Origin of the sequence: Mesorhizobium sp. M4B.F.Ca.ET.214.01.1.1 (assembly GCF_004791545.1) — a bacterium.
GTDB classification, from domain to species: Bacteria; Pseudomonadota; Alphaproteobacteria; order Rhizobiales; family Rhizobiaceae; genus Mesorhizobium; species Mesorhizobium abyssinicae.
This window is the reverse complement of record NZ_SRUX01000012.1, coordinates 102859-125391: the sequence shown is the minus strand read 5'-3', so window position 1 is coordinate 125391 and position 22533 is coordinate 102859. Positions and strand designations below refer to the sequence as shown.

The following is a 22533-nucleotide window of genomic DNA, read 5'->3' as shown; positions in this document are numbered from 1 at the left end:
GTCGCCGGATTTCGGCCTTGCTGGGGCAGGCAAATCCAGGAACAGGCGTGAAACGGCTTTCCGTCCGGAATCGTGTCGAAACAAGCAGATGGCGCGTTCTGCGTCTTCGCGAAACGACGCGCTTCTAGCGCTTCTGGCTGGCGAGTTCGCCGAGCAGCTTCGTCATTTCATCGTCGAGCGACGGCGGCGCCTTGGCTGCCGGTTTGCTCGCATGCGATTCATCGAGCGAAACCTCGAGCTCCTGAATCAGCGTATCGTCGATGGAGGTTGGCTTCGCCGGCGGTGGGGCATGCCGGACGGCATTGGTGTTCGCCGATCCATAGGCTGGCAGCGGCGTGATGTTGCTCGCCTGGTAGCTCGGAGCGGCTGGCTTCGGCGCCGGTGACGGCGCGGCTTGGCGCGGGCGGGCGGGCGGCGGCGTGGCGCTCACCGGCTGCGGCGCGGGCGGCGCCTGCCTCACAGGCACGGGGGCCGGCTGGGCGGGGCGCGGCCGCGGCGCCTGGGCCTGCTGCTGGCCGCCGTCTCCGGTCAGCGCCGGGCGGCGCGGCGCCGCCAGCCTGATATCGCGCTCGACGACGACGTCGGTCGGCCCGCCGATCAGGATGAGATGTTCGATGTCGTCGCGGCGCACCAGCACCAGCCGGCGGTGGCTGTCGACGGCGGTTGCATCCATGACGGCCAGCCTGGTCTTGCGGTTGCGGCCGCCGGCGACGAATGTCCCGAAGGTCAGGCTGCGCACCACCTTGATGATGAGGAGAACGACCACGAGCAGGACGAGCGCGGCAAACGTCCACAGGATTGCGGCGACATAACCAGGACCCGCCACGCTATCCAGCCACTGCAGCATCGGTGCACCGCCCTTTTTTGAGGTGACGCGACACTAGACCGTGCGGACCGGCCGCCGCAAGTTGGCATCACGCTTCGTGAACAGTTTGAAACACGAATCCACGGCCTGGCGCCATTTTTATCTGACATTTGCCACCGGGGCCTTTTCCGCTACAGGAGAATGTGATTCAACCGGCCGTCCGCGGGGTGTCGGGCACCGGAATCACGAGCAGGGGGCACATGGCCAAGGAAACGCGCGGCGATTTCTATCCGGTACCGATCGTCGACCAGAATACGCGTCCGGGTGCCGTGACCCGGCTTATCATATTCATCGTTGTCCTGACCGGCGCGGCGATCGTTTTCGGGCTTTTCCGCGAGCGCCTTGGCGATCCCTTCCTGCTCGGCATGCTCGGCGTGCTGGCGATGATCGGCGTCGGGTTCCTGTTTGCTACTGCCATCGGCTTCGTTCAGGTCGCGCCGCGTTCGACCAGCGACGAACTTTCGAAAGCCTTCGTCGATTCGATGTCGCAAGGCCTGCTGGTCACAGACACCAAGGGCCGCATCGTCTACGCCAACCGGGCCTACGCCGACATGACGGGCGCTTCGTCGGCGGCCGACCTCAAGACGGTCGAGGGGCTGCTGTCGGACGTTCCCGAAGCCTCGATGACCATCTACCGACTGGCGTCCGGCCTGCGCGACGGCCAGGCGGGCGACGGCGAGTTCAGGCTTGCGCAGTCCATCCGCCCCGGGGCGGAGCCCGGCGCGCACTGGTACCGCACCCGCGCTCGCGCCTTCAATGTGCCCGGCCAGCGGTTGCCGATGCTTGCCTGGCAGCTTGCCGACATCTCGCAGGAACGGGCCGAGCAGGAGCGCTTCTTCCTCGACCTGCAAAAGGCGATCGACCATCTCGACCATGCGCCGGCCGGTTTCTTTTCCGCCGACCAGGAAGGCCGCGTCACCTACATCAACGCCACGCTCGCCGAATGGCTCGGCATCGATCTGGCAAGCTTCACGCCGGGCGCCGTCTCGCTGCCCGAGATCGTTGCCGGCGACGGCATGGCGCTGGTCCGCTCGGTCAAGGCCGACCCCGGCACCACGCGCAATGCCGTTATCGACCTCGACCTGACGACGATGACCGGCGAGGCGCTGCCGGTACGCTTCATGCACCGCGTCTCGGCGAGCCGCGAGGGCGTCAGCGGTCCGACCCGCACCATCGTGCTCAACCGCACCCAGGGCGAGGATGCCTCCGCCGATCTTCGCGCCTCGGAAGTCCGCTTCACCCGCTTCTTCAATTCGACGCCGATGGCGATCGCCGGCGTCGACGCCAGCGGCCGCATCCTGCGCACCAACGCGCCGTTCCTGTCGCTGTTTTCCTCGGTCGTCGATCGCGACGCTGTCGACCGCCGCGTGCGGCTCGATACCGTCATCCACGAGCGCGACCGGGCGGCGTTCGCCGAGGCCTTCGAGAAGGCCAGGCAACGGCAGGCCGACATCGAGCCGATCGACACGCTGTTGCCCGGCAACGAGGAGCGGCACATCCGCTTTTACGTCAATGCGGTCGCCGAGGGCACCGGCGGCGAGGGCGCCGAGGAATCGGCCATCGTCTATGCCGTCGACACCACCGAGCAGAAGGCGCTCGAGGGCCAGATGGCGCAGAGCCAGAAGATGCAGGCGGTCGGCCAGCTCGCCGGCGGCATTGCGCACGACTTCAACAATGTGCTGACCGCCATCATCATGGCGTCGGACCTGCTGCTGACCAACCACCGTCCGTCGGATCCGTCCTTCCCCGACATCATGAACATCAAGCAGAACGCCAACCGGGCGGCTTCGCTGGTCAGGCAGCTTCTCGCCTTCTCGCGCAAGCAGACCCTGCGGCCGGAAGTGCTGAACCTCACCGATGTCCTGGCCGACCTCAGGATGCTGCTCGCCCGCCTGGTCGGCAACGACATCAAGCTGAAGATCGACCACGGCCGCGATCTCTGGCCGGTCAAGGTCGATATCGGGCAGTTCGAGCAGGTGGTGGTGAACCTCGCCGTCAACGCGCGCGACGCGATGCCGGCGGGCGGCGACCTCGCGGTGCGCACCCGCAACGTCACGGCCGAGGAATGCAAGAGCTTCTCCTACCGAGAGCTCACCCCGGCCGATTACGTCGTGGTCGAGATCGAGGACACCGGCACCGGCATCGCGCCTGACGTGCTGAAAAAGATATTCGAACCCTTCTTCACCACCAAGGAGGTCGGCAAGGGCACCGGGCTCGGCCTGTCGATGGTCTATGGCATCATCAAGCAGACGGGCGGCTTCATCTTCTGCGATTCGGAAGTCGGCAAGGGTTCGGTGTTCCGCATCTTCCTGCCGCGCCACATCGCGGAGGCGAGGCCGGCAAGCGAGCCGGGCGAGGTGCCGGCGGCGCCGGTGAAGCCGGCGGAAGCCGCCAAGGACCTGTCCGGCTCGGCCACCGTGCTACTCGTCGAGGACGAGGATGCAGTGCGCATGGGCGGCGTGCGGGCGCTGACCTCGCGCGGCTATACCGTCCACGAGGCGTCCTCCGGCGTCGAGGCGCTGGAAGTGTTCGAGGCGCTCGGCGGCAAGGTCGACATAGTCGTCTCCGACGTCGTGATGCCGGAGATGGACGGGCCGACGCTGCTCGGCGAACTGCGCAAGCGGCAGCCGGACATCAAGTTCGTCTTCGTTTCGGGCTACGCAGAGGACGCCTTTGCCAGGAATCTGCCGGCTGAGGCCCATTTCGGCTTCCTGCCGAAGCCGTTTTCGCTCAAGCAGCTGGCGACCATCGTCAAGGACGTGTTGGAATCCTGAACGACGACGCGCATCAAAACGGCGGACTGAATGTGATCAAGCGCACAGACGCCCGCGCCATGCCGTTTACAGGTGGCGGCGCCGGAGAGCGATCCGTCCGCTCATAACCAGTGAGTCCGGCCACTGGAGCTTTGCAATCGCGGCTTGCGCATCGGCGCGAGATCGCCATGATTGCGGTGACAAACGCGGCGGGGAATTGGGGTAGATGCCGTGACGCCGCACAACGAAGCGGAAAAGGGTGATTTTGCCGAAACGGTGCTGCTGCCGGGCGACCCGGAGCGCGCCGAATGGATGGCTGAGACTTTTCTCGAGGCGCCGCGCTGCGTCAATCGCCGCAGGGGCGCGCTGGGCTTCACCGGCCGGTACCGGGGCAAGCCGGTCAGCATCCAGTCGACCGGCATCGGCGTCTCGTCCTTCCTGATTTACGCCCATGAGCTTCTCGACTTCCACGGCGTCAAGACGCTGATCCGAACCGGCACTTGTGGCGGCCTGAGCGCCGAGGTGCCGCTGCGCGGCCTGGTGGTCTCGCAATCGGTCCGCGCCGAGAATGCCGACAGCGGCCAGGTCTTCGGACTCTACGCCGCTGCCGGTCCCGATCCGGCGCTGCTTGCCCGGGCATTGCAGCGGGCCGAGACGCTTGGCATCGAGCACCGGGCGGGGCTGACCATCTGCAGCGATATTTTCTATCATCCGAAGGGCCGCGCCCGCTATGCCGAAGCCATGGCCTTGGGAGCGCTCGCCGTCGATATGGAGACCAGCGCCCTCTACCGCATTTCGGCCCATTTTGGCGCGCGAGCGCTGTCGCTGCTAAACGTGGTCGATCATGTCACCAATGGCGAGCAGACCGACTATTCCGAGCGCCAGGAACTGTTCACCGACATGACGCGGCTGGCGCTCGAAGTCGCCGCGGAAAGCTGAACGCCTGCCGCCTCACGTTCTTGCGAACGGCTGCCGGTGCTCTCTTCGGCGGATAGGGCAGGTTCACCCCCTGGTGCAGGTCGAGGCCGTGAAGGCTCCGTCGGGCTGCTTCATGATGATGTCGAAGGACGGACCATCCGGGCCCTCCAGCGTCGCCTGCGTCATCGAAACGGAGTTGCCACCGCTCGTATAGCCGCCCAGCGGACCGAGCCAGCTGATCTCGCCATTGGCATTCATCTGATAGTTGTAGCCTTGCGGTGCGGCGCCGAAGGTCACCGGACCGCTGTAAACATTGCCCTTGATGGTGATGTCGCCGAGGTTGAGGAAGGCGCCGAGCAGGTAGACCTCGCAACGGTAGATCCCGTCGGGCATCTTGCCCTCGGTGAAGTCGGCGCGGGCTGCCCCCGTCACGGCTAACAGAAGCACGACGCTGAAAATGCTGGAGATACGGGAAATCATGGCATGGCTCGGTTCAAGCGGACCTTGCCCTATTTTGGCGCCGCGCCGCAACTTGCCGTATGTCGCAAGGCCCAATTTTTGAGCACCAGACTAATATGGGCAAAAGATAGGCAGCATTGCGCAATTTTGCCGCATTCGGGTCTTTGGCAAACCATTACATGTTTGACGACTAATATCGTAACAAGCTGATAAGATTGGGGTATTTCGACATTTCCAGTGCCGCTTCGCTGTTTGGCATGGTGGTTGCATAGCTATGTTGCGATGCAAAACAACCAGCTTGGGAGTGTGCAATATGAGGGGTAATTTCTCGACAATAACAAAAATGTTTTCGGCCGGCGTTCTCGCGGCCGGCCTGCTGACGGCGCCTGCCAAGGCGGCCGACGACACGATCAAGGTCGGCATCCTCCATTCGCTGTCGGGGACCATGGCGATTTCGGAGACGACGCTGAAGGACGTCATGCTGATGCTGATCGAGGAGCAGAACGCCAAGGGCGGCCTGCTCGGCAAGAAGCTCGAGGCCGTCGTCGTCGATCCGGCCTCCAACTGGCCGCTGTTCGCCGAAAAGGCGCGCGAACTGATCTCCAAGGACAAGGTCGCGGCCGTGTTCGGCTGCTGGACCTCTGTTTCGCGCAAGTCCGTGCTGCCGGTGTTCTCGGAACTCGACAACATCCTGTTCTATCCCGTCCAGTATGAGGGCGAGGAGAGCGAGCGCAACGTCTTCTACACCGGTGCCGCTCCGAACCAGCAGGCCATTCCGGCCGTCGACTACCTGATGAGCGAGGACGGCGGCTCGGTGAAGCGCTGGGTGCTGGAAGGCACCGACTACGTGTATCCGCGCACCACCAACAAGATCCTCGAAGCCTATCTGAAGGCGAAGGGCGTACCGGCCGAGGACATCATGGTCAACTACACGCCATTCGGCTTCTCCGACTGGCAGACCGAGGTCTCGGCGATCAAGAAATTCGGCTCGGCCGGCAAGAAGACCGCCGTCGTCTCGACCGTCAACGGCGACGCCAACGTGCCGTTCTACAAGGAACTCGGCAACCAGGGCATAAAGGCCGAGGACATCCCGGTCATGGCCTTCTCGGTCGGCGAGGAGGAACTGGCCGGTCTCGACACCGGTCCGCTGGTCGGCCATCTCGCCGCGTGGAACTATTTCGAGAGCATCGACACGCCCGAGAACAAGAAGTTCATCGACGACTGGCACAAGTTCATCAAGAACGACAAGCGCACCACCAACGACCCGATGGAAGCCCACTATATCGGCTTCAACATGTGGGTGAAGGCGGTCGAGAAGGCCGGCACCACCGATCCGGACAAGGTCATCGACGCCATGGTCGGCGTCTCGGTGCCGAACCTGACCGGCGGCTATTCGACCATGATGCCGAACCATCACATCACCAAGCCGGTGCTGATCGGCGAGATCCAGGCCGACGGCCAGTTCGAGACCGTCTCGCAGACGCCTGGCCTCGTGATGGGCGACGAATGGTCGGACTACCTGCCTGACTCCAAGGACCTGATCTCAGATTGGCGCGCGCCTCTGGCCTGCGGCAACTTCAACGTTGCCACCGGCAAGTGCGGCGGCAAGGGAACCAACTGATCCAGGTCTGGGCCGCCAGGCCCATGGCCAGGTCTGTGCCGCCAGGCCCATGGCCTGGTCCGGACCTTGGCCCGTAACCTCCCGGGTCTGATTGGTCGCGGGCCTCTCCGCGACCAGGACCGCAGCCGGGCGGGCTCGACCTCCAGCCCGCCCGGACACCAAGCTCAATCCCTCTGGGAGCGACCTGAACCGATGATCCTGATCCGCGCGATTGGCCTGACGCTGCTGCTGGTGATGGCAAGCCTGTTGCCGTCCAGCGCCGCCGAAGCCGATCTTCGCGCCGTCATCGCCAAATTCGCTACCGCCGCGAATTTCTCCGCCACCGAGGCCGTGGTGCGCGAGCTTGCAGCCACCAGCGATCCCGCGGTCGAGCCGCCGCTTTCAGCGCTCGCCGACGGCAATCTCTATATCCGCAAGGCCGACTCCCAGGTCTTCGTCGGCAAGGACGCCGGCGACGGCATCGACCTGCTCGATCCGCTGAGCGGCGAGAAAGCAGCCTCGGCGGCCAAGACCGACCTCACCAAGATCAAGGTCAACAACGGCTTGCGACGCGTCATCCGCGATGCGCTCGGCACGCTGACGCTGCGCGCCACGGACCCGGCCGTGCGCATCGCCGCTGCCGCTACCATGTTCAAGACGCCCGACGCGGCGAACATCGAGCCGCTCGATGCGGCCATCGCTGCTGAAACGGATGCAAGCGTCAAAGCCCTGTTCGAACAGGCCCGCGCGGCGTCGCTCCTGGTTTCCGACAGGCCCGAGGCCGACAAGCTCTCAGCGATCGCCCTGATTGCCGCGCGCGGCGACCGCGACGCGGTTTCGCTGCTCACCTCGGTCGAGGCGAACTCCCAGGGCGCGGTCAAGGACGCTGCATCGTCCGCGATCGCCACCATCAATTCGACGCTGGCGCTGTGGGATGCCGGCCAGAACATCTGGTACGGAATTTCGCTGGGTTCGGTGTTGCTGCTCGCGGCCATCGGCCTTGCCATCACCTTCGGCGTCATGGGCGTCATCAACATGGCGCATGGCGAGATGGTGATGCTCGGCGCCTACACCACCTTCGTCGTCCAGCAGGTGATCCGCACCTCGTTCCCCGGCCTGTTCGACTGGTCGCTGGTCATCGCGCTGCCGCTTGCCTTCCTGGTTGCCGCATTCGTCGGCCTCGCCATCGAGCGCGGCGTCATCCGCTTCCTCTACGGCCGGCCGCTGGAGACGCTGCTTGCGACCTGGGGAGTCTCGCTGATCCTGCAGCAGGCGGTGCGGACCATTTTCGGGCCGACCAACCAGGAGGTCGGCAATCCGTCCTGGATGTCGGGCTCGTTCGACATCGGCCAGCTGGCCATCACCTGGAACCGGCTGTGGATCCTGGTCTTCGCGCTCCTGGTGTTCGGCGTGCTGCTCTACGTCATGAAGCGCACGCCCTGGGGTCTGCGCATGCGCGCAGTCACCGCCAACCGCCGCATGGCAGCTTCCATGGGCATCAGGACGCCCTGGGTCGACGCGCTGACCTTCGCGCTCGGCTCGGGCATCGCCGGCATCGCCGGCGTCGCGCTCAGCCAGATCGACAACGTCTCGCCCAATCTCGGCCGCGGCTACATCATCGACAGCTTCATGGTCGTCGTCTTCGGCGGCGTCGGCAATCTGTGGGGCACGCTGGTCGGCGCCTTCTCGCTCGGCATCGTCAACAAGTTCCTCGAGCCCTATGCCGGCGCCGTGCTCGGCAAGATCGTCGTGCTGGTGCTGATCATCCTGTTCATCCAGAAGCGCCCGCGCGGCCTGTTCGCGCTCAAGGGCCGGGCGGTGGAAGCATGATCGCGCAACGCCTCTTCGGCGGCGACCGCCGCATCGCCATCACGGTTCTCATCCTGCTCGCGGCGGCGGTCCTCGTGCCGTTGCTCAACCTCGCCGTTTCGCCGGCAAGCGCCTTCTACGTGCCGTCCTATATCGTCGCGCTGGTCGGCAAATATCTCTGCTACGCGCTGCTTGCCTTGGCGCTCGATCTCGTCTGGGGCTATTGCGGCATCCTCTCGCTCGGCCATGGCGCCTTCTTCGCGCTCGGCGGCTATGCGATGGGCATGTACCTGATGCGCCAGATCGGCTCGCGCGGCGTCTACGGCAACCCCATCCTGCCGGACTTCATGGTGTTCCTGAACTACAAGGAACTGCCCTGGTTCTGGTACGGCTTCGACCATTTCTGGTTCGCAGCGCTGATGGTGCTTGCCGTGCCCGGCCTGCTCGCCTTCGTCTTCGGCTGGTTCGCCTTCCGCAGCCGCGTCACCGGCGTCTACCTCTCGATCATCACCCAGGCTATGACCTATGCGCTGCTGCTCGCGTTCTTCCGCAACGACATGGGTTTCGGCGGCAACAACGGCCTGACCGACTTCAAGGACATTCTCGGCTTCAACGTGCAGGCCGATGCGACGCGCTCGGCCCTGTTCGCGGCCAGCGCCATGACGCTTGCGCTCGCCGTTCTGCTGACCTCGGCGATCGTGCGTTCAAAGTACGGCAAGCTCCTTATGGCGGTGCGCGATGCCGAGAGCCGCACCCGCTTCCTTGGCTGGCGGGCCGAGAACGTCAAGCTGTTCGCCTTCACCGTGTCAGCGATCATGGCCGGCATCGCCGGCGCGCTGTATGTGCCGCAGGTCGGCATCATCAATCCCGGCGAGTTCGAGCCGTCCAACTCGATCGAGGTGGTGATCTGGGCGGCCGTCGGCGGTCGCGGCACCATTCTCGGCCCGATCGTCGGCGCCCTGCTCGTCAATGCCGGCAAATCCTGGTTCACCGGCGTGCTGCCCGAATTCTGGCTGTTCGCGCTGGGCGGACTGTTCGTCGCCGTCACCCTGCTGCTGCCCAAGGGCATCGTCGGCATGTGGGACAGCTGGCGCGGCAAGGCCAGGGCACTGCGCGCGGCCTCGCTCGCCGCGGAAGCCGGCAGCGATCCGCAGGAGCCGCAGCCGAAGATCGTACGCAGCGCCGCAAGGACGCCGGGCTCATGGTCGGCCTCCGGCCCCGAACCGCAGCCGGCGGAGTGACCGATCATGAGCAAGTCGCACACCATCCTCTATCTCGACGGCGTCTCGGTCTCCTTCGACGGCTTCCGCGCCATCAACAATCTGTCGCTGGTGCTCGACAAGGGCGAGATGCGGGCGATCATCGGCCCCAACGGCGCCGGCAAGACGACGATGATGGATATCGTCACCGGCAAGACGCGGCCGGATGAGGGCGAGGTCTTTTTCCACGGCCAGGTCGATCTCACCCGGCATGACGAGGCCGAGATCGCCATGATGGGCATCGGCCGAAAATTCCAGAAGCCGACCGTCTTCGAGAGCCACACCATCGAAGAGAATCTGATGCTGGCGCTGAAGGGGCCGCGTTCGATCTTCCCGGCGCTGTTCCATCGCCGCTCGACGGCGGACGTGCGGCGCATCGACGACATCCTCGGCATCATCCGTCTGGGCGACAAGCGCGACGAGCTCGCCGCCAATCTCAGCCACGGCCAGAAGCAATGGCTGGAGATCGGCATGCTGCTGGCGCAGGACCCGAAACTGCTGCTGGTCGACGAGCCGGTCGCCGGCATGACCGATGCCGAAACCGTGGAGACGGCGCGCCTGCTCAAGGATATCGCCCGCGACCATTCGGTCATCGTCGTCGAGCACGACATGCATTTCGTGCGCGAGCTCGGCGTCAAGGTCACCTGCCTGCACGAGGGCTCGGTTCTGTCGGAAGGCACGCTCGATTTCGTCTCGGCCGACGAGCGTGTCGTCGAAGTCTATCTGGGGCGCTGAGCATGGTCTGGCGGGTTCCCTTCCATCGTTTCGACCTTGCCTTCCTCAAGCGTTGGAGGAGACGCTGACCATGCTCGAAGTCTCCAATGCCACGCTGCACTACGGCGCCGCCCAGGCGCTGCGCGGCGTTTCGCTGAAGGCCGGCGCCGGCAAGATCACTTGCGTGCTCGGCCGCAACGGCGTCGGCAAGACCAGTTTGATGAGATCGATCGTCGGCCACCACAGGCTGACGAGCGGAAGCGTTGCCTTCGAGGGGAAGGCGCTCGACCGGAGCGCGGCGTATGACCGCGCCCGGTCGGGCATCGCATTCGTGCCGCAGGGCAGGGAGGTCTTCCCGCTGCTGACGGTACGCGAGAATCTGGAGACCGGCTTCGCGCCGCTGAAACGCGCCGACCGCAACATTCCAGCGCACGTCTTCGAGCTGTTTCCGGTGTTGAAGCAGATGCTCGGCCGGCGCGGCGGCGATCTCTCCGGTGGCCAGCAGCAGCAGCTCGCCATCGGCCGGGCGCTGGTGATGCGGCCGAAGCTGCTGGTGCTCGACGAGCCGACCGAAGGCATCCAGCCCTCGATCATCAAGGACATCGGCCGCGCCATCCGTTACCTGCGCGACCAGGCCGGCATTGCCGTGCTGCTCGTCGAGCAATATCTCGACTTCTGCCGCGAGCTCGCCGACGAGGTCAACATCATGGACCGCGGCCAGATCGTCCACACCGGCCCGGCCGAAGATCTCGACCGCGCGGATGTTCGGAAGTTCCTGACGGTGTAGCTGCCTTTTCGTCATCCTTGGGCGGAGCAAGGAGCGAAGCGACGCGGCGCAGACCCCAGGGTCCATGCCGTTACCTCTGCCGAATGGTGCAGCGGTACAGAATAGAATGATTGCTCAGCGCCCCAACCATTCCCAATTCTGCGCCGTTAGTGGCGCTTCCAAGTAACGGCATGGATCCTAGCGTCTTCGCTCCGCTTCGCGTCGCTGCGCCCAAGGATGACGAAGTGTTCGGCAGCTCTGGCGCGTTTAATGCCGCATGCTAGTCTTTTCTTGGCCTTGGTGAGTCGGCCGCTTTCCGTACCAGTCGCGAATGAGGGGGAAGGCGCGGGCCCAGCCGGCAAGTTCCACGCAAGCAAGCAGGCCTAGCTTCCCCGCAGTGATTGTCGGTCAATGCGTCCAAAAGACTCTTGCCAGGGGAAAGGCGATGGATCGTTTTGTGGAGGACTACCAGAAGCGACGCCTCACCGAGCGCGTCGACATCATCACCGCCATCAACATCCTGAGGTCGCAGGGCTACGATCCGGACGAGCTGATTGGTGAAATGACCAAGGTTTTCTACGTCGACCTCGATGCCTACAACGAGGTGATGGCGCACTGAAGCGAAGGCAGGCCGGGCGCTAGCTCGCGCGCCGCAGCGTCGCGGCAAGCACGCGGTTGCGGCCGCTCCGCTTGGCGGCATAAAGCGCCTTGTCGGCGGCGCTCAGCACCTTGTCGAAGCTGGTGCCGTCCTGGCTGCCGAAGGCGTAGCCGGCGCTGACGGTGCAGGACAGCGGGCGCGTCTCGGTTTCGATGCGGCGCGCCGCGAACGATGCGCGGATGCGCTCGGCGGCGAACTCCACCTTTTCCGGCAAGGTGCGCTTGAGCACCAGCGCGAATTCCTCGCCGCCAAGGCGCGCGGCGGCATCGGTTGGCTGAAGATTGGCGGCGAGTTCCTCGGCGAATACTTTCAGCACCGCGTCGCCGGCGGCATGGCCGAATTCGTCGTTGATCGCCTTGAAGCCGTCGAGGTCGAACACCACCACCGCCATGAAAGCGCCGACGGGCGCCTCGCCATGCAGGTCGAACAGCGCGCGCCGGTTGAGCAGGCCGGTCAGCGGATCGGTGAGCGCATTGCGCCGGTGATGCTGCGCCAGCCGCCCCTGGTTCAGCGCCAGCGACAGCCCGCCGATGCCGGTCATCGAGGCGATGACGATGATGAGGCTGAGATCCTCGGCCCAGTTGCTCGGCGCGTGGCCGAGCACCAGCCTGCCGTCCCAGGCCAGCACCGCCGCGCACAGCACGAACGAAGCCGCGGTCAGCGAATAGAGCAGGGCGACACCCTGCAGCGGCGCAGGCGCTTCCTCCCGCCCGCGCCAGTATTCATGCGCCGTCGCGAACAGCAGCAGGCCGGCAAGGAAATTCTCCAGCATGAAGCCAAGCCCGTCATAGCCGAGCGCCATGGGCGGCAGCGCCAAAGCGAGCGAAATGCCGGCGCCCACCAGGACGCGCGGCAATGGCGAGCGCCCTGTCCTGAACTGGTGGGCGGCACCCAGCATCACCGAAAAGCCGAGCAGCAGAAGTGCCAGCGTCAGAACGCCAAGGACAGGCCCAGGGGATTCGATATAAGCGTCATAGACAAACACCTCGCCGACGATCAGCAGCACGCTGATGGCCCAGGTCAGAAGAAACCTGTCGGAGCGGGCGGTCAGCCATGTGCCGAACAACGTCATGCTGAGGCAGGCGGCGGAAAAGCCGACCGCCAGCAGCATTGAATTGTAGTCGAGCAGCATGCCCTGTCCTTGCCGGCGGCGGCGCCAGAGTCTGCTCTGGCGTCGGCTATTAGTGCCGCAAGGAAGTGTCGATACCGTTACGATATCCGCGAAGATACCGAGATTTTGCCGCGTCAGCCGGTCACGCGCTTCATCAGCGCCATGGCGCCGAACGGTGCGCGCACCTTGCCCTCGGTGATGAAATAGGCGAACACGTCGCGCGGCTTGACCGGCGCGTCGATTTTGGGATCGACGCGCGGCAGGTCGGCCGGCTGCTTGCCTTCCGCCCAGGTCTTTACCCGCGTCGCCCACTCATCCAACCCTTTCGGCGTGTAGCAGTCGGGATTGTCGTCGCTGCCGGTCTGCAGGCGCGCATAGACGAAATCGCCGGTGACGTCGGCGATAGCCGGATATTTGGCATGGTCGGCATAGACGATCGCCGCCTTGTACTTGCGCGCAAGCGCCGCGAATTCCGGCACGATGAAGCTGTCGTGGCGGACTTCCAGCGCGTGGCGCAGCGCGACGCCGTCCTGCTTCTCGGGGAGCAGCTTCAAGAAGGCTTCGAAATCATCCGCGTCGAATTTCTTCGTCGGCGCGAACTGCCACAGGATCGGGCCGAGCTTGTCGCCGAGCGCGGCGACGCCGGAGCCGAGGAAACGCATCATCGACTCGCCGGCCTCGCCCAGCACGCGCCGGTTGGTGACGAAGCGGTTGCCTTTCAGCGAATAGACGAAACCGTCCGGCGCCTCGTTTGCCCATTTCACAAAGGTCGGCTCCTTGAAGCTGGAATAGAAGGTGCCGTTGACCTCGATGCTCGGCACCTGCCGGCTGGCGTATTGGAGCTGCTTGGCCTTGGACAGCTTGTCCGGATAGAAGGACGTGTCCCACGGCTCGAACGTCCAGCCGCCCATGCCCGAGCGGATCGTTCCTTGGCTGGCCATTGTCATCCTCCCAGTTTCAAAAGAGCTATCAGGCGGCTTGGCCGACCGGCTTGGCCATGTCGACCACAATCCATCCTGGCCGGTAGGGGTGTGCCCGGCGACCCGTTTCCCGGAAACCATAGGCCGTATAGAGCGCGATGTTTCGCTCCATCCGCGAATTGGTGTAGAGCCGCACTTCCGGCAGACCCCATGACCGTGTCTGTTCGTCGGCGAACTTGAGCAGTTTGATGCCGAGACCTCTGCCTTGAAACGCAGGCGACACGGCCACGCTGAAGATCATGACATGGTCGGCATGGCGCTCGAGCACGATCAGCCCGGCAAGCTCAGCACCGCTCTCCAGCAGCCAGACCTCGCCGCGCCCGATGCGCGGCGCATAGTCTTCCGTCACCGGCATGGGTGGCGCGCCGAGCAGCGCGGTGTAGGGCGCGTAGGCGGCGGTGGTCAGCGAAACGACCGCGGGGAGATCCGCCGCAAGCGCCTTTGTGATTGTCATTCAAACGCTCTCCAGGCACTGACGATTGCGCACTCACTCCGCCGCTTCGCGCTTGCCTCCGGGGCGCCGCTCCAGCAGCTCCTTGAGGAACTGGCCGGTGTAGCTGCGCTTCTCGCGCACGATCGCTTCCGGCGTGCCGGAGGCGACCAGTTCGCCGCCGCCGTCGCCGCCTTCGGGGCCGAGGTCGAGCACCCAGTCGGCGGTCTTGATGACCTCGAGATTGTGCTCGATGACCACCACCGTGTTGCCCTGGTCGACCAGTTCGTGCAGCACTTCGAGCAGCTTGGCGACGTCGTGGAAATGCAGGCCGGTGGTCGGCTCGTCGAGGATGTAGAGCGTCTTGCCTGTCGCCTTGCGCGACAGTTCCTTGGCCAGCTTGATGCGCTGCGCCTCGCCGCCCGACAGGGTCGTCGCCTGCTGGCCGATATGGATGTAGCCGAGACCGACCTGCTTCAGCGTCTCCAGCTTGTCGCGCACGCCGGGCACGGCAGCGAAGAAGTCGACGCCTTCCTCGACCGTCATGTCGAGCACGTCGGCGATCGACTTGCCCTTGAACAGCACGTCGAGCGTCTCGCGGTTGTAACGCTTGCCGTGGCAGACGTCGCAGGTGACGTAGACATCGGGCAGGAAGTGCATCTCGATCTTGATGACGCCATCGCCCTGGCAGGCCTCGCAGCGGCCGCCCTTGACGTTGAACGAGAAGCGTCCCGGCTGATAGCCGCGCGCCTTGGCCTCGGGCAGCCCGGCGAACCAGTCGCGGATCGGCGTGAAGGCGCCGGTATAGGTGGCGGGATTGGAACGCGGCGTGCGCCCGATCGGCGACTGGTCGATGTCGATGACCTTGTCGAGGAACTCCAGCCCCTCGATGCGGTCATGCTCGGCCGGATGCTCGCGCGAGCCCATGATGCGGCGCGAGGCCGCCTTGAACAGTGTCTCGATCAGGAAGGTCGACTTGCCGCCGCCGGACACGCCGGTCACGGCAGTGAAGGTGCCGAGCGGGATCTCGGCGGTAACGTTCTTCAGATTGTTGCCGCGCGCGCCGACGACCTTGATACGCCGATTCTTCTTCGCCTCGCGGCGCACGCCAGGTGTGGCCACTTCGAGCTCGCCCGACAGGTATTTGCCGGTGATCGAGGCGGGGGTCGCCATGATCTGCTGCGGTGTGCCTTGCGCGATGATCTCGCCGCCGTGGATGCCTGCGGCCGGACCGATATCGACGACATAATCGGCATGCAGGATCGCGTCCTCGTCATGCTCGACCACGATCACTGTGTTGCCGATGTCGCGCAGGTGCTTCAGCGTGTCGAGCAGGCGTGCATTGTCGCGCTGGTGCAGGCCGATCGACGGCTCGTCCAGCACATAGAGCACGCCGGTGAGGCCCGAGCCGATCTGCGACGCGAGCCGGATGCGCTGGCTCTCGCCGCCCGACAGCGTGCCGGAATTGCGCGAAAGCGTCAGATAGTCGAGGCCGACATCGTTGAGGAAGCGCAGCCGCTCGCGGATCTCCTTGAGCACGCGCACCGCAATCTCGTTCTGCTTGTCGTTCAGCTGCGCCGGCAGATCGGTGAACCACTGGTCGGCATTGCGGATCGACTGCTCGGTCACTTCGCCGATGTGTTTTCCCGCGATCTTCACCGCCAGCGCCTCCGGCTTCAGCCGGTAGCCGCCGCAGGAGGGGCAGGGGGTCGCCGACATGAAGCGCTCGATCTCCTCGCGCATCCAGGCGGATTCGGTCTCCTTCCAGCGCCGGTCGAGATTGGGGATGACGCCCTCGAAGGTCTTGGTCGTCTTGTAGGAGCGCAGACCGTCATCATACTGGAAGGTGATCTCGCGCTCGCCGGTGCCGTGCAGGATGGCTTCCTGCGCCGCGGCGGAAAGATCCTTGAACTTGTCGCCGAGCTTGAAGCCATAGGCCTTGCCCAGCGCTTCCAGCGTCTGCGCGTAATAGGGCGAGGTCGACTTCGCCCACGGGCTGACGGCGCCGTCGCGCAGCGAAAGGTTCTCGTCGGGCACCACCAGATTGGCGTCGATGGCGCGCTGGCTGCCGAGACCGTCGCAGGTCGGGCAGGCGCCGAACGGATTGTTGAAGGAGAACAGCCTGGGCTCGATCTCCGGAATGGTGAAGCCCGAAACCGGGCAGGCGAATTTCTCCGAGAACAGGATGCGCTCATGCGTCTCGTTCTTCGACTTGTTGACCGAGTCCTCACCGGTCAGGCTGGCGTCGAGCGGCCTGTCGGCGAATTCGGCGACGGCCAGGCCCTCGGCGAGCTTAAGCGCCGTCTCCATGGAATCGGCAAGTCGCGTCGCCAGGTCGCCGCGCACGACAATGCGGTCGACGACCACGTCGATGTCGTGCTTGTACTTCTTGTCCAGCGCCGGCACGTCGGCGATCTCGTAGAAGACGCCGTCGACCTTGACGCGCTGGAAACCCTTCTTCTGCAGCTCCAGGAGTTCCTTGCGGTACTCGCCCTTGCGGCCGCGCACGATCGGCGCCAGCAGGAACAGGCGCGTGCCTTCCTCGAGCGCCAGCACCCGGTCGACCATTTGGCTGACCGTCTGGCTCTCGATCGGCAGGCCGGTGGCCGGCGAATAGGGAACGCCGACGCGCGCGAACAGGAGGCGCATGTAGTCGTAGATCTCGGTGACGGTGCCGACCGTCGAGCGCGGATTTTTCGACGTCGTCTTCTGTTCGATGGAGATGGCGGGAGACAGCCCGTCGATCTGGTCGACATCAGGCTTCTGCATCATTTCCAGGAACTGGCGCGCATAGGCCGACAGGCTCTCGACGTAGCGGCGCTGGCCTTCGGCATAGATCGTGTCGAAGGCGAGCGACGACTTGCCGGACCCTGACAGGCCGGTCATGACGATAAGGCTGTCACGCGGCAGGTCGAGATCGACGTTCTTCAGATTGTGTTCGCGCGCCCCGCGAATGGAAAGGTATTTATGGTCGGCCATCGCCGGTCGCCGCCTCAGGTCTGGAATTCGTGGGATCGGCGGGTTTCTCCCGGCCATCCCCTATGTAGGTAATTTTCCCGCCACGTCGAGAGACGCCACAATTCTCGACAAAAGCGTTTAAGCGTCTTTCGCGCGGGCGAGCAAGCGGAAAGAACAAAGGCCGAACACGCTCCTGACAAAGCGGTGTGGAAATCCGGTCTCGACTTGACCTGGACGTAACCTCCCGGCGATCACATTTTTCGGTAACCGGCTATTCGATGGTTGACGTCTCCGAGCGAGGGGAGCAGTGTCCACAGGTCCAACGGAGCCGGCTGTCTTTCGATGGCCTCGCCGCCCAAAGGTGGCCTGCGAGACGCCGCAGGTTTTGCGATTTGCGCTCTGGACGACAATTGTCGCAACGGACCCAGGAGCGGAGCATGACGCCACCGGACAGTCCCTTGAGGCTCCACACCAAGATGGAGCCGCGGCGGGCATAAGTGCCAGGGCAGGCGTGAGCGTCAGCCCGACAAACCGTGACCTGTCGAATCCTCACAATTAGAGACGATAGTCGGATCGTCGGCTGAATGCCGCGATGCATCCGAAATCAAACGCCGGCAGAACACTCCCGGCAAGTTTGGATTTCAAATCCAGAAAAGCCCCGTCCGTTTTGCGGAAGCAACGGCGGGGCTGTTCGTTTGTGCAAGCACGCTACACCCCATTGCCATTGGAAACATTGGAATCGCAGTCTAGGCAGCGAAGCGCCCGGACGGTAGCCGGCTAGTGGCCCGGCGGCCTGATCCCGCCCGTCGCCATGTCGATGGTTATGCTGCCGGAAATCCTGACGTCGGTATCGCCGATCTTGAACTGGCCGTTGCCGCCGGCGGGCAGCGCGTCGTCGGGTTCGGGCTGCGGGGCAGGCTTGGCGATGCGATAGTCGCTGCTGACGCCGGGCAGCGCGCCCTTCTGCGTCGCGCTGTCATCGGCGACGGCGGCGCCCGCCAACACGCACGCGACCGCCACGATTCCCAGGAGTGTGGAAGAATGCTTGCCAATCATTGCCGGACTATAGGGTCGGCACGGCAGCGATGCCAGATCGCACGCGATCAAATTGCCGCGCGCCGGCATTCCTTCACGCGGCCTTCTTGCGGGTGTCGTAGACATGGTCGACGAGGCCCCAGGCCTTCGCCTCCTCGGCAGTCATGAAATAGTCGCGGTCGAGCGTGCGCTCGACCTCCTCGTAGGTCCGGCCGCAATGATGCGCATAGAGCTCGGTCATGCGCCGCTTGGTGCGCATGATGCCTTCGGCGTGACGCTGGATTTCGGAAGCCTGGCCCTGGAAGCCGCCCAGCGGCTGATGCAGCACGATGCTGGAGTTGGGCAGCGCGATGCGGCGCCCCGGCTCGCCCGCCATCAGCAGGAAGGACGCCATCGAGGCGGCAAAGCCCATGCACACGGTCGACACGGGGCAGGAGATGTAGCGCATCGTGTCGTAGATGGCGAAGCCGCTGGTCACCACCCCGCCAGGCGAGTTGATGTAGAGCGATATCTCCTTGTCGGGATTGTCGGACTCCAGCGACAGGAGCTGCGCGCAGACCAGCGCCGACATGCCGTCGTTGATCTCTCCGTTGATGAAGATGATGCGCTCGCGCAGCAGCCGCGAGAAGATGTCGAAGGCGCGTTCGCCGCGGCTCGACTGCTCGATCACCATCGGCACCAGATTGGCAAGCCCGCTCATCTCGTTTCTCCCTTGCTCAGGCCGCGCGCCGCAACAGCGGCGCATTCGCCGCGATCGCGCGTCCTGCGCCTTGCGCGTTGAAAGCGAGCCGGCAGCCGGCGCCAGCCATGACGACGGCGGGTGTGCGGGCGAAGCCGTCATGGACGATGCGCAGATGCGTGCCGCCGGAAACCGTGCGGGCAAGCGTGAAGGTGACGATGCTGTCCAATGCTGGAAGCTTGTCTGCATCGTCGGCACCGGGCCGCTCGCGCCACGAATAGCGCAGCAGTCGTCCAGGCTCGGCTTCAAGGACTTCGCATTCGATCGGCGCCTCGGGTCCGGCAAAGGCGAAACGGCTGCCCACTTCAGGCGTGATGTCGTTCGGCATCATCCAGGCCGCCAGCAGTTCCGGTTCGGTCAGCGCGCGCCAGACCTTCTCCGGCGGATCGGCAAGCTCGCATTCGAAGTCGAGCGGCGCTTCGGCAGGAGGACGTTCCGTCATTGGTCCATTCCCTTCAGAACTGTCTTCAGTTTCTCGATGCGTTCCGGCCAGAACGCGCGGTAGCGTTCGATCCAGCCGAGCAGCGGCTCGAGACCTTGCGGGTCGGCGCGGTAATAGGCGTTGCGGCCGGCGCGCCGTTCGACCACCAGGCCGGCGCCGCGCAGCACCGCCAGGTGCTGGGAAACCGCCGGTTGCGATACCGTCATGCCGGTGCGCAGCTCCGACACGGTCATCTCGCTGGCGGCGAGCCGCTCGTAGACGGCGCGGCGCGTCGGGTCGGCCAGCGCGCGGAAAATCTCTGCCTCGATCATGGCTGAAGCATAAGTCGATACTTATTGATTTGGCAAGCGCTGTTTACGAACCGTCAGCAAGCCAGCGTCTCACCAGTCCGGCCGGCCCGTCGAACGTCGCTTCGAAGATCGGCGAAGCGAGCACCGCATGGATGTGAAGCGGTTCGTTGCCGACATTGCGGAAGCCGTGCTTCCTGTGCGCAGGGATGATGAGAGACTGTCCTGCGGTGAGCACGCTGTGCTCGTCGTCGATCCACATCTCGGCCGTGCCGGCGATGACGGTGAGCACTTCCTCGACCGAATGCCAATGCGTCGGGGCGCCGACCGTGGGTTCGACCCACTGCTCAAAGATGCAAAGCTGCGCGGCGCCATTTCTGGCCGAGACGTGCATGCGTGTCTCGACACCGGCGCGCCACTGTTCGCGCGGCTGGTCCCCATGTGCGATCGAATTCACCTGGCACTCCATCCATTCCCGATCACGTGGAAATTCCGGGCCGGAACACTACATGCTGCTGACAACCATTGACAGCGCGTCGCCCACATCCTAGAACGAAAAGAGAACAAAAACCTTGTGGGAAAAGCCAGTCACGACGGGCGGCGATTGCCCGCAAGCTGTAAGGTGCAGCGTCAAAAATTTGTTTCGGATGAGCGCGGAGAAGTACGATGGCGGGTAGCATCAACAAGGTCATTCTGGTCGGCAATCTCGGGGCGGACCCGGAAATCCGCCGCCTGAACTCGGGTGAGCCGGTCGTCAACATCCGCATCGCCACCTCGGAAAGCTGGCGCGACAAGAATTCCGGCGAGCGCAAGGAAAAGACCGAGTGGCACAACGTCGTCATCTTCAACGACCAGATCGCCAAGGTGGCCGAGCAGTATCTGAAGAAGGGCATGAAGGTCTATGTCGAGGGCCAGTTGCAGACGCGCAAATGGCAGGACCAGACCGGCAATGACCGCTACACGACCGAGGTCGTGCTGCAGAAATTCCGCGGTGAGTTGCAGATGCTCGACGCGCGCGGCGAGGGCGGCGGCCAGGTCGGCAGCTATGCCGGTGGCGGCAACAGCAGCCGCGGCTCGGATTTCGGCCAGTCCGGCCCGAACGACAGCTTCAGCCGCGGCGGCGGTGGTGGCGGCTCCAGGGGTGGCGGCGGCGGTGCGTCGCGCGAACTCGACGACGAGATCCCGTTCTGAGCGCCAGGACTACGCAACCGGCATTGAGGAGGGGAGATGTCGCTCGGACCATTGCTATCCGCGCCCCCTCCCATTCCGTGGCATGCATTCGCGGCCCTTGCCGCCCTGGCGATTGGCGGCGCGCAGCTGGCGCTGCCGAAAGGCACGCCGAGCCACCGCGTGATGGGCTATGCCTGGGCGGCGCTGATGCTGGTCATCGCCGTCTCGAGTTTCTGGATCCAGCAGATCCGCCTGATCGGCCCGTTCAGTCCGATCCATCTGCTGTCGATCCTGGTGCTGGTCACCGCGCCGCTGGCGGTGTGGTATGCGCACACCCATCGCGTCGCCGCGCATCGCGGCGCTATGATCAAGCTCTATGTCTTCGCCTTGATCGGCGCAGGCATCTTCACGCTGCTGCCTGGCCGGATCATGCACACGGTCATGTTCGGTCAATAGGCTGGCCAAGGCCTCGCAAGGAAAAATGCCGTGAAAGCACGCGTCAAATGGGTCGAGGAACGCACCTTCGTCGGTGAGTCCGGCAGCGGCCACAAGGTTGTCCTGGGAACAGCGTCCGGCCCGGAGGGCAAAACGCCGGGGCCGAGCCCGATGGAGCTGGTGCTGATCGGCACCGGCGGCTGCTCGGCCTACGATGTCGTCCACATTCTCGAAAAAGGCCGCGAGGCGATCGAGGATTGCGTCGTCGAGCTCGACGCCGACCGGGCCGAGAAGGAGCCCAGGGTCTTCACCCGCATCCACATGCATTTCATCGTCAAGGGCCGCGGGCTCTCGCATGACAAGGTCAAGCGGGCGATCGACCTCTCGATCGAAAAATATTGCTCCGCCACCGCCATGATGGCCAAGACGGCCACCGTCACCCACGATTTCGAGGTCGTCGATACGGCGGCGAAATAGGGGTAGGCAGTAGGGTACGGCTCAAGCAGCCATCAGCGCCTTGATCCCGTCGGCGACAAACTGCACCGCCAGCGCCGCTAGGATGACGCCGAGCAGGCGCGTCAGGATGGAGCGGCCGGTCTGGCCGAGGATGCGGTCGATGCGCTCCGCCAGCACGAACACCAGATAGGTGATGGCGAGGCAGACGAAGATGATGCCGACCAGCGCCGCCTGCGCCGCGAACCCGTCGAAGTGTCCCGACAGCAGCACCGTAGCCGAGATCGCGCCGGGGCCGGCGATCAGCGGGATCGCCAACGGGAAGGCGGCGATGTTGTGGATCATATCCTTGGTGATGGCGACGTCGCCGATCTTCTCCTTGCGGTCCTGCCGGCGCTCGAACACCATTTCGAAGGCGATGAAGAAGAGCAGGAAACCGCCGGCGACGCGGAAGGCCGGCAGCGTGATGCCGAACACCGACAGGATCGACGCGCCGGCAACCGCGAACAGCGCCATCACCAGAAAGCCGATCACCGAGGCGCGCACCGAAACCTGCTGGCGCTCCTCGCGGTTCATGCCGCGCGTCACGGCGAGGAAGAGCGGCGCCAGCCCCGGCGGGTCGATGGTCACCAGTATGGTGACGAAGGCGTTGAACAGGCTGTCGAAGCTCGGCATCGCTGGTCCCCTCCTGC

Annotated in this window: 23 protein-coding genes; 11 read left to right on the top strand and 12 right to left on the bottom strand. The window is 64.6% G+C overall.

The window, feature by feature from the left end; all coding sequences use genetic code 11:
• Positions 1-124: 124 nt before the first annotated feature.
• Positions 125-847, bottom strand: a complete 723-nt coding sequence (locus EN857_RS23180; RefSeq protein WP_187331399.1) for a flagellar biosynthetic protein FliO — start codon at positions 845-847, stop codon at positions 125-127.
• 218 nt (positions 848-1065) lie between these two features.
• On the opposite strand from EN857_RS23180, the gene EN857_RS23175 reads away from it, so the two are divergent.
• Positions 1066-3639, top strand: coding sequence for a PAS domain-containing sensor histidine kinase (locus EN857_RS23175; RefSeq protein ID WP_127392696.1), 2574 nt, complete (start codon positions 1066-1068; stop codon positions 3637-3639).
• 210 nt (positions 3640-3849) lie between these two features.
• On the top strand, positions 3850-4557 hold the full coding sequence (locus tag EN857_RS23170; RefSeq protein WP_127284533.1) for a DeoD-type purine-nucleoside phosphorylase: 708 nt from the start codon (positions 3850-3852) through the stop codon (positions 4555-4557).
• A 63-nt stretch (positions 4558-4620) separates the two neighbouring features.
• Here EN857_RS23170 and EN857_RS23165 read toward each other — a convergent pair whose 3' ends face one another.
• Entirely contained in the window at positions 4621-5016 is a 396-nt protein-coding gene (locus tag EN857_RS23165) for a hypothetical protein (RefSeq protein ID WP_127392695.1), read from the bottom strand.
• A 292-nt stretch (positions 5017-5308) separates the two neighbouring features.
• On the opposite strand from EN857_RS23165, the gene urtA reads away from it, so the two are divergent.
• The 6 genes from urtA to EN857_RS23135 all read left to right on the top strand — a co-directional run bounded on the left by urtA (position 5309) and on the right by EN857_RS23135 (position 11762).
• Entirely contained in the window at positions 5309-6616 is a 1308-nt protein-coding gene (urtA, locus tag EN857_RS23160) for an urea ABC transporter substrate-binding protein (protein WP_127284535.1), read from the top strand.
• Between the two features lie 192 nt (positions 6617-6808).
• Positions 6809-8425 (top strand): urea ABC transporter permease subunit UrtB, encoded by a 1617-nt coding sequence (gene urtB, locus EN857_RS23155; protein ID WP_135859264.1) that lies wholly within the window; start codon positions 6809-6811, stop codon positions 8423-8425.
• Entirely contained in the window at positions 8422-9645 is a 1224-nt protein-coding gene (gene urtC / locus EN857_RS23150) for an urea ABC transporter permease subunit UrtC (RefSeq protein ID WP_127392693.1), read from the top strand. Before urtB ends, urtC begins: the two co-directional genes overlap by 4 nt.
• Positions 9646-9651: 6 nt before the next feature.
• Positions 9652-10398 carry an urea ABC transporter ATP-binding protein UrtD gene (gene urtD, locus EN857_RS23145; RefSeq protein WP_127392692.1) on the top strand — a complete coding sequence of 249 codons (747 nt, stop codon included), beginning with the start codon at positions 9652-9654 and terminating at the stop codon, positions 10396-10398.
• A gap of 70 nt (positions 10399-10468) precedes the next feature.
• Entirely contained in the window at positions 10469-11164 is a 696-nt protein-coding gene (urtE, locus tag EN857_RS23140) for an urea ABC transporter ATP-binding subunit UrtE (RefSeq protein WP_128275646.1), read from the top strand.
• 424 nt (positions 11165-11588) lie between these two features.
• Entirely contained in the window at positions 11589-11762 is a 174-nt protein-coding gene (locus EN857_RS23135) for a hypothetical protein (protein WP_127284540.1), read from the top strand.
• A 19-nt stretch (positions 11763-11781) separates the two neighbouring features.
• Here the strand turns inward: EN857_RS23135 and EN857_RS23130 are convergent, their stop codons facing one another.
• The 9 genes from EN857_RS23130 to EN857_RS23090 all read right to left on the bottom strand — a co-directional run bounded on the left by EN857_RS23130 (position 11782) and on the right by EN857_RS23090 (position 20240).
• The gene (locus EN857_RS23130; protein ID WP_128346750.1) at positions 11782-12933 is read right to left on the bottom strand and encodes a GGDEF domain-containing protein; all 1152 of its coding nucleotides are present in this window, start codon (positions 12931-12933) and stop codon (positions 11782-11784) included.
• A gap of 113 nt (positions 12934-13046) precedes the next feature.
• The gene (locus EN857_RS23125) at positions 13047-13853 is read right to left on the bottom strand and encodes a DUF72 domain-containing protein (RefSeq protein ID WP_127394166.1); all 807 of its coding nucleotides are present in this window, start codon (positions 13851-13853) and stop codon (positions 13047-13049) included.
• 28 nt (positions 13854-13881) lie between these two features.
• A complete protein-coding gene (locus EN857_RS23120; RefSeq protein WP_127394167.1) occupies positions 13882-14346 on the bottom strand; it encodes a GNAT family N-acetyltransferase in 465 nt (154 codons plus the stop codon).
• Between the two features lie 33 nt (positions 14347-14379).
• On the bottom strand, positions 14380-17301 hold the full coding sequence (gene uvrA / locus EN857_RS23115; RefSeq protein WP_128346749.1) for an excinuclease ABC subunit UvrA: 2922 nt from the start codon (positions 17299-17301) through the stop codon (positions 14380-14382).
• A gap of 756 nt (positions 17302-18057) precedes the next feature.
• Complete coding sequence (locus EN857_RS23110) at positions 18058-18336, bottom strand: hypothetical protein (RefSeq protein WP_127285648.1); 279 nt, start codon at positions 18334-18336, stop codon at positions 18058-18060.
• Between the two features lie 73 nt (positions 18337-18409).
• Entirely contained in the window at positions 18410-19015 is a 606-nt protein-coding gene (locus EN857_RS23105) for an ATP-dependent Clp protease proteolytic subunit (RefSeq protein ID WP_135859265.1), read from the bottom strand.
• A gap of 16 nt (positions 19016-19031) precedes the next feature.
• Positions 19032-19496, bottom strand: coding sequence for an SRPBCC domain-containing protein (locus EN857_RS23100; RefSeq protein ID WP_127285646.1), 465 nt, complete (start codon positions 19494-19496; stop codon positions 19032-19034).
• Positions 19493-19807 carry a metalloregulator ArsR/SmtB family transcription factor gene (locus EN857_RS23095; RefSeq protein WP_127285645.1) on the bottom strand — a complete coding sequence of 105 codons (315 nt, stop codon included), beginning with the start codon at positions 19805-19807 and terminating at the stop codon, positions 19493-19495. Before EN857_RS23095 ends, EN857_RS23100 begins: the two co-directional genes overlap by 4 nt.
• 43 nt (positions 19808-19850) lie before the next feature.
• Positions 19851-20240 (bottom strand): cupin domain-containing protein, encoded by a 390-nt coding sequence (locus tag EN857_RS23090; RefSeq protein ID WP_348627108.1) that lies wholly within the window; start codon positions 20238-20240, stop codon positions 19851-19853.
• 209 nt (positions 20241-20449) lie between these two features.
• On the opposite strand from EN857_RS23090, the gene ssb reads away from it, so the two are divergent.
• From ssb to EN857_RS23075, 3 genes are read left to right on the top strand one after another with little or no spacing between them, the layout of a single operon-like run.
• Positions 20450-20974, top strand: coding sequence for a single-stranded DNA-binding protein (ssb, locus tag EN857_RS23085; protein ID WP_127285644.1), 525 nt, complete (start codon positions 20450-20452; stop codon positions 20972-20974).
• Between the two features lie 36 nt (positions 20975-21010).
• Positions 21011-21409, top strand: a complete 399-nt coding sequence (locus EN857_RS23080) for a DUF2306 domain-containing protein (RefSeq protein WP_127285643.1) — start codon at positions 21011-21013, stop codon at positions 21407-21409.
• Positions 21410-21439: 30 nt separating this feature from the next.
• Positions 21440-21865 (top strand): OsmC family protein, encoded by a 426-nt coding sequence (locus EN857_RS23075; RefSeq protein ID WP_127394362.1) that lies wholly within the window; start codon positions 21440-21442, stop codon positions 21863-21865.
• Positions 21866-21886: 21 nt separating this feature from the next.
• Here EN857_RS23075 and EN857_RS23070 read toward each other — a convergent pair whose 3' ends face one another.
• Positions 21887-22516, bottom strand: a complete 630-nt coding sequence (locus EN857_RS23070; RefSeq protein ID WP_135859266.1) for a MarC family protein — start codon at positions 22514-22516, stop codon at positions 21887-21889.
• Positions 22517-22533 lie beyond the last annotated feature (17 nt).

What these genes read in the sequence shown, in the direction of transcription:
- EN857_RS23120 (WP_127394167.1), bottom strand. Translation starts at nt 14,346, where the DNA reads ATGACAATCACAAAGGCGCTTGCGGCGGATCTCCCCGCGGTCGTTTCG.
- EN857_RS23070 (WP_135859266.1), bottom strand. Translation starts at nt 22,516, where the DNA reads ATGCCGAGCTTCGACAGCCTGTTCAACGCCTTCGTCACCATACTGGTG.
- EN857_RS23175 (WP_127392696.1), top strand. Translation starts at nt 1,066, where the DNA reads ATGGCCAAGGAAACGCGCGGCGATTTCTATCCGGTACCGATCGTCGAC.
- ssb (WP_127285644.1), top strand. Translation starts at nt 20,450, where the DNA reads ATGGCGGGTAGCATCAACAAGGTCATTCTGGTCGGCAATCTCGGGGCG.
- uvrA (WP_128346749.1), bottom strand. Translation starts at nt 17,301, where the DNA reads ATGGCCGACCATAAATACCTTTCCATTCGCGGGGCGCGCGAACACAAT.
- EN857_RS23105 (WP_135859265.1), bottom strand. Translation starts at nt 19,015, where the DNA reads ATGAGCGGGCTTGCCAATCTGGTGCCGATGGTGATCGAGCAGTCGAGC.
- EN857_RS23110 (WP_127285648.1), bottom strand. Translation starts at nt 18,336, where the DNA reads ATGATTGGCAAGCATTCTTCCACACTCCTGGGAATCGTGGCGGTCGCG.
- EN857_RS23125 (WP_127394166.1), bottom strand. Translation starts at nt 13,853, where the DNA reads ATGGCCAGCCAAGGAACGATCCGCTCGGGCATGGGCGGCTGGACGTTC.
- EN857_RS23080 (WP_127285643.1), top strand. Translation starts at nt 21,011, where the DNA reads ATGTCGCTCGGACCATTGCTATCCGCGCCCCCTCCCATTCCGTGGCAT.
- urtB (WP_135859264.1), top strand. Translation starts at nt 6,809, where the DNA reads ATGATCCTGATCCGCGCGATTGGCCTGACGCTGCTGCTGGTGATGGCA.
- EN857_RS23095 (WP_127285645.1), bottom strand. Translation starts at nt 19,807, where the DNA reads ATGATCGAGGCAGAGATTTTCCGCGCGCTGGCCGACCCGACGCGCCGC.
- EN857_RS23180 (WP_187331399.1), bottom strand. Translation starts at nt 847, where the DNA reads ATGCTGCAGTGGCTGGATAGCGTGGCGGGTCCTGGTTATGTCGCCGCA.
- EN857_RS23165 (WP_127392695.1), bottom strand. Translation starts at nt 5,016, where the DNA reads ATGATTTCCCGTATCTCCAGCATTTTCAGCGTCGTGCTTCTGTTAGCC.
- EN857_RS23130 (WP_128346750.1), bottom strand. Translation starts at nt 12,933, where the DNA reads ATGCTGCTCGACTACAATTCAATGCTGCTGGCGGTCGGCTTTTCCGCC.
- EN857_RS23100 (WP_127285646.1), bottom strand. Translation starts at nt 19,496, where the DNA reads ATGACGGAACGTCCTCCTGCCGAAGCGCCGCTCGACTTCGAATGCGAG.
- EN857_RS23135 (WP_127284540.1), top strand. Translation starts at nt 11,589, where the DNA reads ATGGATCGTTTTGTGGAGGACTACCAGAAGCGACGCCTCACCGAGCGC.
- urtE (WP_128275646.1), top strand. Translation starts at nt 10,469, where the DNA reads ATGCTCGAAGTCTCCAATGCCACGCTGCACTACGGCGCCGCCCAGGCG.
- urtA (WP_127284535.1), top strand. Translation starts at nt 5,309, where the DNA reads ATGAGGGGTAATTTCTCGACAATAACAAAAATGTTTTCGGCCGGCGTT.
- urtD (WP_127392692.1), top strand. Translation starts at nt 9,652, where the DNA reads ATGAGCAAGTCGCACACCATCCTCTATCTCGACGGCGTCTCGGTCTCC.
- urtC (WP_127392693.1), top strand. Translation starts at nt 8,422, where the DNA reads ATGATCGCGCAACGCCTCTTCGGCGGCGACCGCCGCATCGCCATCACG.